Here is a 16,082-nt window from a genome sequence, read left to right on the forward strand (position 1 = left end):
TCAGTGCCTCTCCGGAAGGTCGGCGGCGATTTGCTGGGCGGACGTCCAGGTCGGCGGAGGCACCGGCGTCCCGGGTGCCAGCGGGTTCGTGCCGGCCACGGCCCGGGTGCCGCCCGCCGGATGGAGGCCGGTCAGGTCGGGTGCGCGCAGGGCGCGGTGACCCTCGGCGGGCGCCCGGAACAGCAGGCAGGTCACGGTAGGTCGATCGCCGCGTAGGTGAGGTCGAGGTACTCGAGGATGCCCTCGTGCGATCCCTCCCTGCCGATCCCTGACTGCTTCACGCCGCCGAACGGAGCTGACGGGTCCGATATCAGACCACGGTTGATCCCGATCATTCCGGTATCCAGCCTCTCGGTGAACCGGAGCGCCCGCCGGAGGTCACGGGTGAAGACGTATCCGACCAGGCCGTGCTCGGTGTCGTTGGCCTTCCTCAGCACCTCGTCGTCGGAGGTGAACGAGATGATCGGCGCCACCGGGCCGAAGATCTCCGCCCGCAGCATCCGCGCGTCGTCGGGCACGTCGACGAGGACGGTGGGCGGATAGAAGTGGCCCGGCCCGTCCGGACGCCCGCCGCCCACCAGGATCCGGGCACCGCGATCGACCGCGTCGGCGACCAGCTCGTCGATCCTGGCGACCGAGGCCCGGTCGATCAACGGCCCGACCTGCACGCCGTCGTCGAGACCACGGCCCACCGAGAGCGCGCCCATCCGCTCGGCGAAGCGCGCCGCGAACTCCTCCCGCACCGGCTCCTCGACGTAGATCCGGTTGGCCGCGATGCAGGACTCCCCGATGTTGCGCATCTTGGCCACCATGGCACCGTCGAGCGCGACGTCCAGGTCAGCGTCGGCACACACGATCAGGGCCGCGTTTCCGCCCAGTTCCATGGAGGTACGCAGCACGTTGTCCGCGGCCTGTCGGAGCAGCACCCGCCCGACCTCGGTCGACCCGGTGAACGAGAGCTTGCGGGTCCGACTGTCGGCGAGCAGTGCGGAGACCACCTCGCCGGCACGCTTCGTGGTCACCACGTTGACGATGCCAGGGGGAACGCCGACCTCCTCCATGATGCGGGCCAGCAGCAGCATGGTGAGTGGCGTCTGGGCTGCCGGCTTGGTGATCGTCGTGCAGCCCGCGGCAAGCGCAGGGGCGATCTTGCGGGCGCCCATGGCCAACGGAAAGTTCCAGGGCGTCACGAAGACGCACGGTCCGACCGGCTTCGGCGCGGTGAGGATGCGATATCCACCCGCGGGAGCGGTGCTGTAGCGCCCCTCGACGCGTACCGCCTCCTCGGCGTACCAACGGAAGAACTCGGCGCCGTAGGCCACCTCTGCCCGAGCCTCGGCGAGCGGCTTGCCCATCTCGAGCGTTATCAGCCGGGCGACCTCCTCGGATCGCCCGGTCAGTGCCCGGTACGTCGCGGTCAGCAACTCCGACCGTTTCCGCGGCGGGGTCGCCGCCCACTCCGGCATCGCCGTGCTCGCCACGTCCAGGGCGGCGAGCCCGTCGACCACGCCGGCGTCCGCCACCTCGGCGACGGTCCTGCCGGTGGCCGGGTCCTCGACGGCAAAGGTGGCGCCGCTCTCGGCGTCACGCCAGGCGCCGCCGATCCGGAGCCGTCGGTGCTCGGGGGCCAGGACGTTCGTCGGGTCACTCATCGCGTCGCCTCCTGTGATCTTCCTGGTGATCTCCGGCGTGCCCCGGCGATCGCCCTCCGCGGATGGCCGGACGGGTCACACGCCTCGGCGGGGGCGGGGGTGCCGGGCGGGTCGAGCCTGGCGCTGGCCCGATCCGCGGGGCGACGCCCCACGCCACCGATCGTCCTCTCGGGCCACGGCCGTTCCGAGGTCGTCAGGCCGTGCACACCGGTGACCGTCCGCCGATGCTCGGCTGCCACGTGCGGGCGCATGTCGCGGTCGCCGCCCGGCGCGGTTACCGCCCAGCCCCGGACAGCGACAGCCCGGTGCCGGCGTCGAACAGGTGCGCACGGTCCAGGTCGACGGTGACAAGCAGCCGCTCGCCCGGCGTACCGGTGACGGTGGGTCGTGCCTTGACCTTGAGGATCTCCGTACCCACCCGGACGTCCACCACCGTGCGGTCACCGAGCGGCTCGAGCCCGTAGATCTCCCCCGACAACGACGCGTCCCCACGCCGCTCGACGGACAGGTCCTCCGCGCGCAGGCCCAGCAGCAGCGGACGACCGTCCTCAGCCGTGGTCCAGCGGGGCCGCGGCAGCGTCCAACCATCCGCACCGACCAGACGATCTCCCTCGGCGTGGCAGGCGAGCAGGCTGATCGGCGGGCTCCCGACGAACCCTGCGACCCACCGGTTGGCCGGACGCTCGTACACCTCGGTCGGCGTTCCGACCTGTTGCACCCTCCCCTCCTTGAGGACCGCGACCTGGTCGGCCATGGAGAGGGCCTCGACCTGGTCGTTGGTCACGTAGACGAAGGTCGCGCCGAGGCTCCGGTGGATGCGGGTGAGTTCGGTGCGCATCTCGACCCGGAGCTTGAGGTCGAGGTTGGTCAGCGGTTCGTCCATGAGGAACGCGCGCGGGTGCCGGACCAGCGCCCGGGCCAGGGCCACACGCTGCATCTCACCGCCCGACAACTGCGCGGGACGACGCTGCAGCAGACGTTCGATGTGCAGCAGGCTCGACATCCGCTCGACGGCGGCGGCGATCTCGCTCGCCGGACAGCGGCGTGCCCGCAGCGGCGAAGCGATGTTCTCGTACGCCGTGTGTCGCGGGTAGAGGGCGTAGTTCTGGAAGACCATGGCCAGGTCGCGTGCGGCCGGGGTGTCAGCTGTCGCGTCCCTCCCGTCCAGGTGCACCGACCCGGCGTCGAGCTTCTCGAGGCCGGCGATCGCTCGCAGGGTCGTCGTCTTGCCTGCCCCGGAGGGCCCGAGCACGACGAAGAACGAGCCGTCCGGTACGTCCAGCGTCACCCCGTCCAGGGCCCGGACCTTGCCGAAGGACTTGCACAGCCCGTGCGCTGCCACGGTTCCCATCAGGCCACCAGCTCTTCCGTGCGCACGTCGTAGACCGCCGGAGTCCCGCCGGTGTGCCGCAGCCCGACCGGTGCGTCGGCGCCGAACCGGACGGTCGGTGGCATCCGGACCCGTACGTCGGGCTGACCGCCGTGGTCGACCACGTAGATGATCTCGTCGCCCAGCCACTCCGCCGAGACCACCCGGGCCGGGACCGAACGCTCCGCCCCTGGTTCTGTGACTTCCAGCGCCTCCGGCCGGACGCCTGCGACCAGGCGACGCTCGCGCGGCAGGCCCGGCGGGGGCGGAAGGGCCAGTCCGCCCTGACTGCGCAGCTTCCCGTCGGTCACCTCCACCTCGATCATGTTCATCGGCGGCGAGCCGATGAATGCGGCGCAGAAGAGACTCGCCGGCCGGTCGTAGACCTCCAGCGGCGTGCCGATCTGCTCGACGCGGCCCTTGTTGAGGATGGCGATCCGGTGACCGAGCGACATCGCCTCGACCTGGTCGTGGGTGACGTAGACCATCGTCGCTCCCAGCTCCCCCTGCAGGTGCTTGATCTCCGTGCGCATGTCCGCCCTCAGTTCCGCGTCCAGGTTGGTGAGAGGTTCGTCCATGAGGAATGCGCGCGGTCGGCGCACCAGGGCCCGGGCGAGCGCGACGCGCTGTTGCTCCCCGCCGGAGAGCTGGCGCGGTCGCCGGTCCAGCAGCGGTCCGAGCCGCATCAGCCGGGCGACCTCGTCGACCCGCTCGCGCACCTCCGGCTTGGGCAGGCCCTCGGCCCGCAGTGGGAACGCCAGGTTGTCGCGGGTTCTCAGATGCGGGTAGAGCGCGTAGAACTGGAACACCATGGCGATGTCGCGGTCGGCGGGCGGCAGGTCGTTGACAAGCGTGTCGCCGATCCGGATGTCGCCCGTCGTCTGCCTCTCCAGGCCGGCTATCGCCCGCAGCGTGGTCGTCTTGCCGCAACCCGAGGGTCCGAGCATCACGAACAGCTCGCCGTCGCCGATGGACAGGTCCACATGGTCGACCGCGACCGTCCCGTCCGGGTAGCGCTTGTGCAGTCCGGTCACCTCGATGCCGGCCATCAGCGTCGCACCGCCCCGAGCGTCACACCGGCGACGAGGTGCTTGCGCACCAGGTAGGCGAAGACGAGCACCGGTAGGGCGAAGACCACGGAAGCGGCGGCTACCAGACCCCAGTCCACGGTGGTGCCACCGATCAGGCCGGCGATGGCGGGTGGGGCCGTCCGCACGCTGTCGCTGGAGGTGAGGAAGATGGCGAACACGAACTCGTTCCACGAGAAGATGAGTGCGAAGACCGCCGTCGCGGCGATGCCGGGCACGAGCAGGGGAAGGGTGAATCGCCGGAACGCCTGCAGCCGGGTGTAGCCGTCGAGCATGGCGGCATCCTCGTACTCCGCGGGTACCTCGTCGACGAACCCCTTCATCATCCAGATGGTGAACGGGAGGTTGAACGCGGCGTAGATGAGGATCAGACCGAGCTTGGTGTCGATCAGTCCGACCTGGCGGTACATCAGGAAGATCGGGATCACGACCACCACGGGCGGCATGAAGCGGGTGGAGAGGATGAAGAACAGCTGGTCCTTCTTGGCCTTCACGGCGAAGCGTGAGTAGGCCCAGGCCGCCGGGACGCCCAGCACGGTGGCCAGCACCGTGGAGACCCCGGCGACGACGACGGAGTTGAGGAACGCGACGGACAGGGCCGAGCGACCGCCGCCGGGAGCGACGAACACGTCCCTGAAGTGGTCCATGGTGACCGTGAAGCCGAAGAACTCGGCCGGGATGGCGTAGACGTCCCGGTTCTCCTTGATGGACGTCTCGATCATCCACAGCACCGGAAAGAGCATCACGACGGCCAGTACGGTCAGCAGCGCGACCTCCAGCACGGAGCGGCCCCGACCGCCGAAGCGGCGCGCGGGAGGCGTGTGATCGCGGGCAGGACCTGTTGACACGGCCTCGTTGACGGAGACGGCCATCAGCCCTCCTTGAGCCTGTTCAGGTAGCGCAGGTAGATCTGCGTGAGGACGATGACGACGAGGACCATGAGGATCCCGTACGCCGAGGCGGTTCCGGTGTTGAAGCCCAGGAACGCGACCTTGTAGACGTGGAACGACAACGTCTCGGTGGAGACGCCCGGGCCCCCGCTGGTGAGGATGTAGACGAGGTCGAACAGCCGGAACGCCTCGATGGCCCTGAACAGCACGGCGATGAGCAGCAGCGGCCACACCAGCGGAAGGGTGATGGTGCGGAACTTGAACCACTCGGACGCCCGGTCGATCGAGGCGGCCTCGTACAGGTACCTGGGAACCGCGGTGAGGCCGGCGAGTGCGATGAGCATGATGAACGGCGTCCACTGCCAGGTGTCGACCACGATCAGGGAGACCAGTGCCGTCCGCTGTCGGGTGAGCCACTCCACCTGCCCCAGGCCGAGCGAGCCGAGCATGCTGTTGACCACGCCGAACTGCGCGTCGAGCATGAACCGCCAGAACAGTCCGACCACGACCGGCGACAGCATCATCGGCACCAGGAACAGGGTGGTCAGCAGCCCTCGCCCGTGCGTGCGCCGTGAGATCAGGTAGGCGATGGCGAAACCGAGCACGGTCTGCAGGGTGACCGCGCCGACCACGTAGACCAGCGTCGTCAGGGCCCTCTGGTGGACCTGCGCCGAGGTCAGGATGGCGGTGTAGTTGCCGAACCAGACGAAATGGGCGGGCCCACCGCGGGTGGCCGAGTAGTCGGTGAAGGACAGGTACAACGCCCACAGCAGCGGGAACACCGACATCGCGAGCAACAGCAGCAGCGCGGGAGAGATGAAGGCCACGGCGATCCCGCGGTCGCCCAGCCGGCGGGACCGACCCGGTGCGGGTGGCGTCGCGGACGCCACCCGCACCGGTTGGTCGGTCGTCAGGGGTACGGGGTCACTCACAGCCCGCCGCCGCCCTTGCGGTTGCTGGAGTCGAGCACGCTCTGCTGCTCCCGGGCGATGTCGTCGAGCGCGTCCTTCGGCTTCTTCGCACCGTTGAGAGCGGCGTTCACGTTCGTGTTCTCGATGTCGACGAGGCGCGCGTACTCGGGCACGTTCCACATGTCCCGCATCCGCGGAACCGAGTCGGTGTACACCTGGTTGAACGGCCCGGCGTTGAGGAACTCGGGTGACTCCAGGGCGTCCGTACGCGACGGCACGCCGCCGGCCGCGGCCCACTTCTTCTGGATGTCGGCCCGCTCGAACCACTTCATGAAGTTCAGCGCCTCCGCCTGGTTCGCCTCGGAGGCGTAGGCCGACACGTGCATCCCCATCCCGCCGAGCGGGACCAGGTTCGTCTTCTGGCTCGGCAGGGTGGCAAAACCCAGCTTGTCGAGAATCTGCTCCCGCGTGGTGCCGAGCGTCGACTGCTTCGGATCGAGCAGGCCGCCGCTCGCGGCGATCCAGTTGAACGCGATGCAGGCCTTGCCCTGGGCGACCGCCGCGTTCACCTCGTCGATGAACCAGTTGCCGGAGCCCTTGGCGGTCAGCGGCTTCATCTTGTTGACCAGGACGTCCATCGCCTCCTGGCCGGCGGCGTCGTTGAGGACGCCCTCGATCTTGCGGGTCTTGGCGTCCCAGAGGTTGCCGCCGTAGACGCCGTTGACCGTGTTGTAGGTTACGGCCGCGGCGTCGGAGCCGTTGGCCTGGTGGAAGGCCAGGCCGCTGACACCGGGGTGCTCCGCCTGGCACCTTTCGGCGACTGAGATCATCTCGTCCCAGGTCTGCGGCGGCTTGTCGCCGATCAGGTCCTTGCGGTAGATCATCGTCCAGGTGTCGCCGAGCAGCGGCAGTCCGTAGAGGCTGGCGTTCTCGTCGCGCTTGCCGGTCTCCGCCTGGGGGAACTGGCCGTACGCCGCCAGCAGGTACGGGTTGTAGGCCGTGACGTCGATGTTGTTCTTGACGAAGTCGGTGATGTCGAGGATGTTGCCGTTCGTCACGGCCTCGCCGATGTGTTGCGAGTCCAGGATCGCGATGTCGAAGTCGGTCTTGCGCGCGGCGAACTGGGTGAACATCGCGTCGTGCCAGTTCGCGTTCGGCACGGTGTTGACCTTGATGGTCGCGTTCGGCCGTTCCTTCTTGTACTCCGCGTTCGCGAAGGCCTCCAGCGCCTGGGCGGGGGGCCACTCGAACCAGATGAAGCTGAGGGTCAGCGGGTCCTTGCTGAGCTCCGGGATGGTCGCCGGCGCCTTGGGGGCGCCCGCCTTCGCACCGTCGTCCTGGCCATCGCCGCAGGCCGCCACCGTCGTGGCGGCCAGCAACAGCATGACCGCCGTCGCCAGTTGCACCCTTCGCCCGGGATCGAACATTCGTCCTATTCGCTGGTGATACCGCATCTTCTCGCCTGCTTTCTGGCTGGGGACTTCTAGAACCTCGCTATGTGCTTCGCCGAGCAGTTGCTGGGTTGTTCAGGCGGGTTGCCGGGCCGTCCGGCAGGTTTTGGTGATCTTGCGTCGCAGGGCCGGAGCGTGGTCACGGCGGTCCCGCGACGATGCAAGATCGCGATCATCCGCCACTTTTCCTATACGATCTGGCTGGGGGCGTCAGCATGTCGCAGCGTTGTGACTGATGTCAACAGGTTCCCGAAGACGCCAGAGAGGACCTCACGGCACGATGGACGACGATGCGATGATCGCGCGGGGCCGCCGGGCCGTGCCGGGCGGAACGCCGCCGGGAAGATCGGGCGGCCGGCTCGCCGACGAGGTGTACGACACGCTGCTCGGACAACTGATGTCGCTACGGATCGAGCCCGGCTCCCGGGTCACGATCGACGTCCTGGCGCGAGAGCTGGGGGTCTCGCAGACGCCGATCCGGGACGCCCTCAACCGGATGGAGGCCGAGGGCCTGGTCGTCCGGGTGCCCCATGCCGGCTACCGCATTCCTCCGCAGATCACCCGTCAGCGGTTCGAGGACATGCTCGAGGTCCGCCTGCTCCTCGAGCCGGCAGCGGCGCGCAGATCCGCCGAACGCGCATCCCCGGAGCAGGTGGCCGGGCTGCGCCGGATGCTGGCGGAGATGGCGGAGCTGGAGGGAGGCAACGGGCCGATGGCCTACGGCGCCTTCGGACTACGCGACGCCGCTTTTCACGATCTCGTCGCCCTGAGCGCGGAGAACCAGGTCATCCGGGAAGCGCTCGCCCGCCTGCACAGCCACGTGCACCTCTTCCGGCTGCACCACGACACCCAGGTCACCCACCTGGCGATGGCCGAGCACGAGGACGTGGTGGCCGGGATCGCCGCGCGGGACCCCGAGGCCGCCGCCTACGCGATGCGTCGGCACATCCTGCGGTCCGGCGAGCGTTTCCGACGGTTGTTCGACGAGGCCGGGGGCGCGGACGCGGTGGCGGTGGAGGCTTGACGGGCGGACTGGCCCGAGGAATGCTAACTCAACCGGATCGGATCGGATTGGATCTCTCTCACCCGTCCCCAGATGCGAGGAGAAGCAGGTGCCCAGAGCGCTGCTCCTGACCGGCGACGCCGCCGAAGAGCTCGACACCATGTATCCCTACTACCGCGTGCAGGAGGGCGGCTGGGACGTCGACGTCTCGTCACGGACGATGCGTGACGTGCAACTGGTCATCCACGAGTTCGACCCCAACTCCGACGCCTACGTGGAGAAGAACGGCCGGAAGCTGCCGGTCGACGTGCCCTGGGCCGAGGTCGACGTCGAGCGCTACGACGCCCTCATCATCCCCGGCGGACGTGCCCCCGAGTGGATCCGGGTCGACGCCCACGTCAGGCGCATCACCGAGCACTTCTTCGCGCGCAACCTCCCCATCGCGCTGGTGTGCCACGGCGCGCAGGTACCAGCGGTGTACGGGCTGCTGAAGGGTCGAAGGACGGCGTGCTTCCCGCCCATCACCGGTGACATGGAGAACGCGGGCGCGACGGTCATCGACGCTCCCGACGTCGTGGACGGCAACCTCGTCTCCTGCCGGGGGTGGCCCGACATGCCGCAGTTCGGCAGGGCGATGATGGAGGTCTTCTCGAAGTCCGTCGACCCCGCATCGGCATGAGCACACCTGGCCAGCCCAGGTGACGACACTTCGGACCGTCACGGTCGACGGCTCCCCCGTCCACCTCCTGGAGAGCGGCGCCGGGCCCACGGTGCTGATGCTGCACGGCTCCGGACCCGGCACGACCGGGTCCGGAGCCTGGGCGAGGACGGCACAGGCGCTGGGTACGTCCTGGCACGTGGTGGCTCCTGACCAGGCGGGTTTCGGCCGTACGCCTGTCCCGGCGGGCTCCGGGGGTGGGCTCCGGCTCTGGACCGGGCAGGCTGCCGGCCTGATGGATGCTCTCGGTGTCGAGAACTACGCCGTGCTGGGTCACTCCATGGGCGGTGCCGTGGCGCTGGCGTTGGCGGCCGCGCGACCCCAGCAGGTCAACCGGGTCGTGGCGGTCGCGACGATGGGCGCTCCCGGGGCGCCGCTCTCCGCCGAACTCGACGCGATCTGGGCCGCCCCCGCCGGCCCGCTCGGGGCACGGGACATGCTGAGTCGCCTCGTCCTCGACCAGGCGCTGGTGACCGACTCGGCCGTCGATGCCCGTGCGGCTGCGATGCGAGCGGGAGCGGCCGCCTTCGCGTCGTTGTTCCCGCCGCCGAGGGCACGATGGGTCGACGAGCTCACCCTCTCGGCGCAGACGCTGGCAGCGGTCCGCGCGCCCGTGCTGCTCGTGCACGGCGCCGACGACCGGGTCACCCCGCTCGGGACGGCGGCTCTGCCCCTGCTCGAACACCTGGCCGACGTCCGTCTGCACGTGCTCGGCCGATGCGGGCACGTGCCGGCGATCGAGCATCCGCACGAGTTCGGGCAACTGCTGTCGTGCTTCCTCCGCCGGGACCGAGGTCGCTGACTGCCGCGGCAGGTTCCCAGCCCGTGCTCGAGCAGCTCAGCATGACGCAGACGTGATCCGGGCAGGACTGACGCGGGCCCGGGCCGACGTCGGCGTCCGCAACCGCAGGCCGCCCGCACGGGCTGCCGGGCCGAAGCGGCGCCATTGGTACCGGAGTACCACTGGCGGCCGGGAAGTGTCGCCTGCGGTACCAGGGTCCCGGCGCAGCGCGAACCTAGCGTGGTGACCATGATTCAGGTACGCGAGGTCACCAAGCGGTACGGTAGGAAGACGGTCGTCGACCGCCTCTCGTTCACCGCGAAGCCCGGACAGGTCACCGGCTTCCTGGGCCCCAACGGCGCCGGCAAGTCGACGACCATGCGGATGATCGTCGGCCTCGACGCGCCGACCGCGGGCGACGTACTGGTCAACGGCCGGCCGTACGCCTCGTCCAGGGCACCACTGCGCGAGATCGGCGTCCTGCTCGAGGCCAAGGCGGTGCATCCCGGCCGTACGGCGGTCAGCCACCTTCTCGCGATGGCCCGCACGCACGGCATCCCGCGCTCCCGCGTCGACGAGGTCCTCGACCTGGCCGGCCTCTCGGCGGTCGCCCACAAGCGGGTCGGCGCCTTCTCCCTCGGCATGGGCCAGCGGCTCGGCATCGCCGCCGCGCTGCTCGGCGACCCGGCCGTGGTGATGCTCGACGAGCCGGTCAACGGACTCGATCCCGAGGGAGTCCTCTGGGTGCGCAACCTGCTCACCGGCCTCGCCGCCGAGGGCCGCACCGTGATGCTCTCCTCGCACCTGATGAGCGAGGTCTCGCTGATCGCGGACCACCTGGTCATCGTCGGCCGAGGCAGGCTGCTGGCCGACACCACCGTGGCCGACCTCGTGGCCGCCGAGGGCGTCCGGGTCGTCACCGCCGCCCCCGACGCGCTGCGCACGTTGATCGCCCGCCCGGGTGTCACCGTCACCTCGACCGGTGCCGAGGAACTGCTCGTCGCCGGCGCCTCCGCCCGCGAGATCGGGCTGGCCGCGGCCACCCGTGGCATCCCGCTGTTCGAGCTCACCCCGCAGAGCGCCTCGCTCGAAGAGGCATTCATGGACCTGACCCGCGACGCTGTCGAATACGAGGCATCCCGATGAAGATCACCGCTGGTGGCGTGGTCGCCGCCGAATGGACCAAGTTCTCCTCGCTCCGCTCCACCTGGATCACGGCCGGCATCTCCGTCTTCCTCCTGATCGCCTTCGGCATGATCGCCTCGGCTTCCTTCTCGGGCGACGGCATGACGTCGATCGACCTGGCCCTGTCCGGCAGCAGCCTGGCGGCCCTGTCCGTCGGCGTGCTCGGCGCGCTGCTGGGCGCCGGCGAATACACCACCGGCATGATCCGGGCGACCCTCGCCGCGGTGCCACGCCGGTTGCCGGTGCTGTGGTCGAAGAGCCTGGTGGCCGGGTCGGCCGCCTTCGTCACGATGACCGCCGGGGCCTTCGCCGCCTTCGCGTCGGGGTCGGCCGTGCTCAACGACAAGGTCGACGGCGTAGCCCTCGGCGAGGACGGCGTGCTGCGGGCCCTGCTCGGCGCCGGCCTCTATCTCGGCCTGGTCGCCGTGCTCGGCGTCGCGCTCGGCATGCTCGTGCGCTCCAGTGCCGGTGCCATCGCGATCCTGGCCGGTCTGCTGCTGATCGTGCCAGGTCTGGCCGCGCTACTGCCGGACTCGATCTCCGAGGCCGTCACCCCGTACCTGCCCAGCAACGCCGGCAGCGCCGTGATGGCGCTGACCCGGGCGGACGGCGCCCTGGCGCCCTGGGCCGGCATCGCGGTCTTCGCCGGGTACGTGATCGTGACGCTCGGCGCGGCGGCGTACCGGCTCAGGACGACCGACGCCTGAGCGGCTAAGGGAGAATCGGCTGATGAGCGGGCAGGGATGGCTGGTGGACCGGCAGGCGCGGCTGCGGGTTTTCGACCGGCGCCGCCCGTGGGTCACGGACACCCTGGTGGCCGTTCCGATCGTGCTCTTCAGCATTCCCAACATCATCGAGGATCCCCTGTCGGCGACGGTCGCGACCCTGGCCCTGCTACCGCCGCTGTACTGGCGGCGGCGGTACCCGTTCCCGGCGTTCCTGGTCACCGCGACCATCGAGTTGGTCGAGGGACTGCTGGACGTCGGCGTCGGCGCCGGGGTGATCCTGCTCGTGATGCTGTTCGGGGTGGCCTCCCGCGGTTCGTGGCGGGCGCTGGCCTGGTCCTCCGCGATCACCGTCGCGCTGCTGGTCACCGAGATCTACCTGCTCAACCCGGTGACGGAGAACCGCATCGTCACGCTGTTCCTGGTGATCGGCACGGCGGGGGCCGCGGTCGCGTCCGGCGTCGCGGTGCGCACCCGCCGGGCGTACCTCGTCGCTCTCGAGGACCGCGCCGCCCGGCTGGAAGTCGAGCGGGATCAGCGGGCCCGCCTCGCCGTCGCCGAGGAGCGGGCCCGGGTGGCCCGCGAGATGCACGACATCGTCGGCCATCACGTCTCGGTGATCGTGGGCCTGGCCGACGGCGGCGCCGCGCTCGCGACCTCGCGGGGCGAGCAGACCGCCGAACCGCTCCGGTTGATCGGTGACACCGGCCGGCAGGCGCTGTCCGAACTGCGCCGGGTGCTGGGCGTACTGCGCGAGGGAGGCACCGATCCGCAGCTCAGCCCGCAGCCCGGCATCGAGGACCTCAACCGGCTGCTGCCGAGCATCCGGGCGGCCGGGCTGCCGGTCACCTACTCCACCTCGGGTGAGCTGCACACCCTCGGCAGGGGCGTGCAGCTCGCGGTCTACCGCATCGTCCAGGAAGCGCTCACCAACACCCTCAAACACGCGGGACGCGGCGCGACCGCGGACGTCACCCTCGCCGTCGCCGACGGAGAGGTACGGGTACAGGTCCGCGACAACGGCCGGGGCGTTCCGGCGGCCCCGAGCCATGGCCTGCTCGGCATGCAGGAACGCGCCGCCATGTACGACGGGGTGGCGACCACCGGTCCGGCCGAGCGGGGCTGGCTCGTCGACGTGGTTCTCAGGGAGCCCTCGTGACCACTGTGCTGATCGCCGACGACCAGCAGTTGCAGCGTATGGGTTTCCGGATGCTGCTCGACGGCACCCCCGAGATGACGGTGGTCGGCGAAGCCTCGGGCGGCGCCGACGCGGTGCGGATGGTGGAACAGACCCGCCCGGACGTGGTGTTGATGGACGTGCGGATGCCCGGGATGGACGGCATAGAGGCCACCCGCCGGATCACCGCGGCCGGCTCGCGCACCCGGGTACTGATGCTGACCACCTTCGACCTGGACGAGTACGTCTACGCGGGACTGCGTGCCGGAGCGAGCGGCTTCCTGCTCAAGGACGCCCGCCCCGAGGAGCTGATCGCCGGCATCCGCGCCGTGGCGAGCGGCGATTCGGTGGTAGCTCCCAGCCTGACCCGGAAGCTGATGGACGCCTATCTCCAGGATCCGGCGCCGACCGCGCCGACGGATCCCCGCCTGGGCATCCTGAGCGAGCGGGAGCGCGAGGTCCTGGAGGCGATCGGCCAGGGTGCCACCAACACCGAGATCGCCGAACGTTTCACCCTGACCGAATCCACCGTGAAGAAGCATGTCGGACGCGTGCTGGCCAAGATCGGCGCGCGGGACCGGATCCAGGCGGTCATCTTCGCGTACGACAACGGCCTGGTCCGGCCACGCGGCTGAGCACCTACTGCCACGACCACACGTCTTCCGCTCCGGGCAACGCACGTCACGGGACCCCTGTGACCTGGTGTCGTCGGCGGCGCTTCGACGCCTGGGTAGGCTGGACCTCACACAAGTGTGAGGTTCCACGGAAGGCAGGAATGACCACCATCCGGATCGGTGAACTCGCCGCCCGCGCCGGGGTCAGTGTGCGATCCCTGCGCTACTACGAGGAACAGGGCCTGCTCACCAGTGTGCGCAGCCCGAGCGGGCACCGCCGCTACGCCGAGGGCCAGGTCGAGCGGGTCCTCCTCATCCAGCGGCTGTTCGCCGGCGGCCTGAGCAGTCGGGCCATCGTCGACCTGTTGCCCTGCGTCGACGCACCGAGTGCGGACACCTCCGAGGCGGCGCTGAAGCGGATGCGTCAGGAGCGGGAACGGCTCGACGCGCACATCGAAGACCTGATCAAGACCCGTGCGGTACTCGACGAACTGATCGCCGCCAACCGCGCGCATCGTAGGGAACTCGCCAGCGCGTGACCCGCGCCGCACCCGTCTCGGGCGGCCGACGCAACGATGCCGATCAGGTGCCCTACCGTCTCGTCCATGCGATCCGGGTATAGGTTGGCCGCATGGACGTGGTCGCCGCCTGTCGGGCCTTCGTCGCCGTCAGCGGCCATGGCAGCTTCACCTCCGGCGCCGCCGCAGCGGGAATCCCCCAGTCGGTCGCCAGCCGCCGCATCGCCGCCCTGGAGGAGCACTTCGGGGCGCGGCTGTTCGATCGGACGTCCCGCGCGGTCCGGTTGACCCCGTTCGGGCAGGACATGCTGCCGACGGCGCGACGCCTGGTCGACCTCGCCGACGCCATGGCCGACGACGCCGAGCGGGCCCGGTTGCGGCCACTGCGGGTCGCCGTACCCGAGATCTGTCCGCCGCACCGCCTCGCCGCCCTGGTGGTCGCGGCCCGGCGCCAGCGGATCCACCTGGAGGTACGGCCGGCCGGTCCGCAGGAGCGGGAACGGCTCTGCCAGACCCTCGAGGTCGGTGCCGGGGTCGTGGCGGTTCCGGAAGCGACGGCACTCTGGCGGGTACCGCTCGGGCTGGCCGCCCGGACCCCCTTCCCCGCGTCGGCGGTGTTCCTGGAAACCCTGCGCAGCGGCCGAGCCCGCACCCGGGCACGCCGGCGGATCCTGGTCCAACCCGAGGACGACGTCGCGCACCTGCGTGATCCGCTGACCCGCGCCGCCCAGTCGGCCGGGCTGGCGCCGGCCCAGGTGTCGATCGCGCCGTCTCTGGTCGACGCCGCGGCGGCGGCCCTCGGCTCCCCCGACCTGCTGCTCTGCTCCCACCGGCAGGCCGAGGACTTCGCGCTGCACTGGTGTCCCCTCGCCGGCCTGCGGCTGCTACGGGGTTACGACGTCGCCACCGGCGTACGCGAGGACCTCGACCACCTCCGGACGGTCCTGTACGCGGACGTCGCACGATGCCTGGGCGCGGACGCCGGCCGCCCGGGGCCGGGCGGGGGTGGGACACCCGGTGACCGCTCCACGGGAGATCCGCAATGAGCGCCACCGCCGTCGTACGCAACGCGCGTGACCTGCTCGACGAGGCAGGGCTGCGCGGCGCCTTCCTCGTCCGCGACCTCGACAGCGGCCAGGAGATCGGCTTCGACGCCGAGATCCCGTACCCGGCGGCGTCGCTGGTCAAGGTGCCGCTGGCGGTCGCCATCCTGGAGCGGGTCGTGCGCGGGGAACTCGACCCGGCGACGCCCGTCGACGTCGCACCCGGTCGGATCACCACCCCCGGCCCGACCGGGCTCAGCCGGTTCCGCCATCCGGCCCGGATCTCCGTGGACGACCTGCTCTACCTGAGCACCTCCGTCAGCGACGGTGTCGCCGCCGACGCCCTGTTCGACCTGGTCCCGCCGGCCGCCGTCGCCGCCGAGCTGCGACGACTGCGGATCGAGGGCATCGCCGTACGGCACCGGGTCGGGGACCTCGCCGAGACGCCGGCGGAACGCCTCGGCCCCGACGACGTGCACCTGGCGCACTCCCTCGCCATCGGCGCGGCAACCCCCGGGCAGGGCCATCCCGTCGCCCAGCTCGACGTCACCCGGGCCAACGCCGGGTCGGCGCGGGCCTTCGTCGACCTGCTGCACGCCCTCTGGCGGCCCTCGACGATCCACGAGGCCACCGCCGCCCGGGTACGCGCCCTGATGGCCGACAACCTGCACCGGCAGCGACTCGCCCCCGACTTCACCTCCGACGCGTCCCGCTGGTCGGCCAAGACCGGCACCCTGCTGCACCTGCGCCACGAGGTGGGAGTGGTGGATCATGCCGACGGGCAGTCGTACGCGGTCGCCGCGCTCACCGCCTCCCGGGTGCCCGCGGTCGCACAGCCCGGCAGCGAGGCGACGATGGCGGAGGTCGCCCGGAGCCTGCACGACCACCTGCGGACGGGCACCCTGCCCTGGTGGGGTTGAACACCCCGGCTCCGGGGTCCCGCCCGCAGGGGCACGA

General features: G+C 70.6%; 17 protein-coding genes. 10 read left to right on the forward strand and 7 right to left on the reverse strand.

The genetic code is table 11. The annotated features are described in order from the left end of the window. The 7 genes from ACN28A_RS34835 to ACN28A_RS34865 all read right to left on the reverse strand — a co-directional run bounded on the left by ACN28A_RS34835 (position 1) and on the right by ACN28A_RS34865 (position 7,316). Positions 1–195, reverse strand: coding sequence for a hypothetical protein (locus ACN28A_RS34835; protein ID WP_421402786.1), 195 nt, complete (start codon positions 193–195; stop codon positions 1–3). Then, the gene (locus tag ACN28A_RS34840) at positions 192–1,652 is read right to left on the reverse strand and encodes an NAD-dependent succinate-semialdehyde dehydrogenase (protein WP_421402788.1); all 1,461 of its coding nucleotides are present in this window, start codon (positions 1,650–1,652) and stop codon (positions 192–194) included. The genes ACN28A_RS34835 and ACN28A_RS34840 overlap by 4 nt, the downstream gene beginning before the upstream one ends. Before the next feature lie 274 nt (positions 1,653–1,926). Next, the gene (locus tag ACN28A_RS34845) at positions 1,927–3,003 is read right to left on the reverse strand and encodes an ABC transporter ATP-binding protein (RefSeq protein WP_421402790.1); all 1,077 of its coding nucleotides are present in this window, start codon (positions 3,001–3,003) and stop codon (positions 1,927–1,929) included. Next, positions 3,003–4,070, reverse strand: coding sequence for an ABC transporter ATP-binding protein (locus ACN28A_RS34850; RefSeq protein WP_421402791.1), 1,068 nt, complete (start codon positions 4,068–4,070; stop codon positions 3,003–3,005). Before ACN28A_RS34850 ends, ACN28A_RS34845 begins: the two co-directional genes overlap by 1 nt. Further along, on the reverse strand, positions 4,070–4,981 hold the full coding sequence (locus ACN28A_RS34855) for a carbohydrate ABC transporter permease (RefSeq protein ID WP_421402793.1): 912 nt from the start codon (positions 4,979–4,981) through the stop codon (positions 4,070–4,072). The genes ACN28A_RS34850 and ACN28A_RS34855 overlap by 1 nt, the downstream gene beginning before the upstream one ends. Then, a complete protein-coding gene (locus ACN28A_RS34860; protein ID WP_421402795.1) occupies positions 4,981–5,931 on the reverse strand; it encodes a carbohydrate ABC transporter permease in 951 nt (316 codons plus the stop codon). Before ACN28A_RS34860 ends, ACN28A_RS34855 begins: the two co-directional genes overlap by 1 nt. Beyond that, positions 5,928–7,316, reverse strand: coding sequence for an extracellular solute-binding protein (locus ACN28A_RS34865; protein ID WP_421402797.1), 1,389 nt, complete (start codon positions 7,314–7,316; stop codon positions 5,928–5,930). Before ACN28A_RS34865 ends, ACN28A_RS34860 begins: the two co-directional genes overlap by 4 nt. Positions 7,317–7,641: 325 nt before the next feature. Here ACN28A_RS34865 and ACN28A_RS34870 point away from each other — a divergent pair, with 325 nt between their 5' ends. The 10 genes from ACN28A_RS34870 to ACN28A_RS34915 all read left to right on the forward strand — a co-directional run bounded on the left by ACN28A_RS34870 (position 7,642) and on the right by ACN28A_RS34915 (position 16,045). After that, positions 7,642–8,385, forward strand: a complete 744-nt coding sequence (locus ACN28A_RS34870; protein WP_421402799.1) for a GntR family transcriptional regulator — start codon at positions 7,642–7,644, stop codon at positions 8,383–8,385. A gap of 88 nt (positions 8,386–8,473) precedes the next feature. Next, entirely contained in the window at positions 8,474–9,043 is a 570-nt protein-coding gene (locus tag ACN28A_RS34875; protein ID WP_421402801.1) for a DJ-1/PfpI family protein, read from the forward strand. 19 nt (positions 9,044–9,062) lie between these two features. Next, positions 9,063–9,884 carry an alpha/beta fold hydrolase gene (locus ACN28A_RS34880; protein ID WP_421402803.1) on the forward strand — a complete coding sequence of 274 codons (822 nt, stop codon included), beginning with the start codon at positions 9,063–9,065 and terminating at the stop codon, positions 9,882–9,884. A gap of 228 nt (positions 9,885–10,112) precedes the next feature. Then, positions 10,113–11,009 carry an ABC transporter ATP-binding protein gene (locus ACN28A_RS34885; protein WP_421402805.1) on the forward strand — a complete coding sequence of 299 codons (897 nt, stop codon included), beginning with the start codon at positions 10,113–10,115 and terminating at the stop codon, positions 11,007–11,009. Next, on the forward strand, positions 11,006–11,755 hold the full coding sequence (locus tag ACN28A_RS34890; RefSeq protein ID WP_421402806.1) for an ABC transporter permease: 750 nt from the start codon (positions 11,006–11,008) through the stop codon (positions 11,753–11,755). The genes ACN28A_RS34885 and ACN28A_RS34890 overlap by 4 nt, the downstream gene beginning before the upstream one ends. Positions 11,756–11,777: 22 nt before the next feature. Continuing rightward, positions 11,778–12,932 (forward strand): sensor histidine kinase, encoded by a 1,155-nt coding sequence (locus ACN28A_RS34895; protein ID WP_421402807.1) that lies wholly within the window; start codon positions 11,778–11,780, stop codon positions 12,930–12,932. After that, positions 12,929–13,585 (forward strand): response regulator, encoded by a 657-nt coding sequence (locus tag ACN28A_RS34900; protein WP_421402809.1) that lies wholly within the window; start codon positions 12,929–12,931, stop codon positions 13,583–13,585. The genes ACN28A_RS34895 and ACN28A_RS34900 overlap by 4 nt, the downstream gene beginning before the upstream one ends. Positions 13,586–13,734: 149 nt before the next feature. After that, positions 13,735–14,103, forward strand: coding sequence for a MerR family transcriptional regulator (locus ACN28A_RS34905; RefSeq protein WP_421404818.1), 369 nt, complete (start codon positions 13,735–13,737; stop codon positions 14,101–14,103). Positions 14,104–14,195: 92 nt separating this feature from the next. Then, positions 14,196–15,128: a LysR family transcriptional regulator gene (locus ACN28A_RS34910; RefSeq protein ID WP_421402811.1), complete on the forward strand. Its 933-nt coding sequence runs from the start codon at positions 14,196–14,198 to the stop codon at positions 15,126–15,128. After that, a complete protein-coding gene (locus ACN28A_RS34915) occupies positions 15,125–16,045 on the forward strand; it encodes a serine hydrolase (protein WP_421402813.1) in 921 nt (306 codons plus the stop codon). The genes ACN28A_RS34910 and ACN28A_RS34915 overlap by 4 nt, the downstream gene beginning before the upstream one ends. The last annotated feature ends 37 nt before the right edge of the window (positions 16,046–16,082 follow it).

The organism is Plantactinospora sp. WMMB782, from assembly GCF_049179135.1.
GTDB lineage: Bacteria > Actinomycetota > Actinomycetes > Mycobacteriales > Micromonosporaceae > Plantactinospora.

What these genes read in the sequence shown, in the direction of transcription:
- ACN28A_RS34840 (WP_421402788.1), bottom strand. Translation starts at nt 1,652, where the DNA reads ATGAGTGACCCGACGAACGTCCTGGCCCCCGAGCACCGACGGCTCCGG.
- ACN28A_RS34845 (WP_421402790.1), bottom strand. Translation starts at nt 3,003, where the DNA reads ATGGGAACCGTGGCAGCGCACGGGCTGTGCAAGTCCTTCGGCAAGGTC.
- ACN28A_RS34850 (WP_421402791.1), bottom strand. Translation starts at nt 4,070, where the DNA reads ATGGCCGGCATCGAGGTGACCGGACTGCACAAGCGCTACCCGGACGGG.
- ACN28A_RS34855 (WP_421402793.1), bottom strand. Translation starts at nt 4,981, where the DNA reads ATGGCCGTCTCCGTCAACGAGGCCGTGTCAACAGGTCCTGCCCGCGAT.
- ACN28A_RS34870 (WP_421402799.1), top strand. Translation starts at nt 7,642, where the DNA reads ATGGACGACGATGCGATGATCGCGCGGGGCCGCCGGGCCGTGCCGGGC.
- ACN28A_RS34885 (WP_421402805.1), top strand. Translation starts at nt 10,113, where the DNA reads ATGATTCAGGTACGCGAGGTCACCAAGCGGTACGGTAGGAAGACGGTC.
- ACN28A_RS34890 (WP_421402806.1), top strand. Translation starts at nt 11,006, where the DNA reads ATGAAGATCACCGCTGGTGGCGTGGTCGCCGCCGAATGGACCAAGTTC.
- ACN28A_RS34895 (WP_421402807.1), top strand. Translation starts at nt 11,778, where the DNA reads ATGAGCGGGCAGGGATGGCTGGTGGACCGGCAGGCGCGGCTGCGGGTT.
- ACN28A_RS34910 (WP_421402811.1), top strand. Translation starts at nt 14,196, where the DNA reads ATGGACGTGGTCGCCGCCTGTCGGGCCTTCGTCGCCGTCAGCGGCCAT.
- ACN28A_RS34915 (WP_421402813.1), top strand. Translation starts at nt 15,125, where the DNA reads ATGAGCGCCACCGCCGTCGTACGCAACGCGCGTGACCTGCTCGACGAG.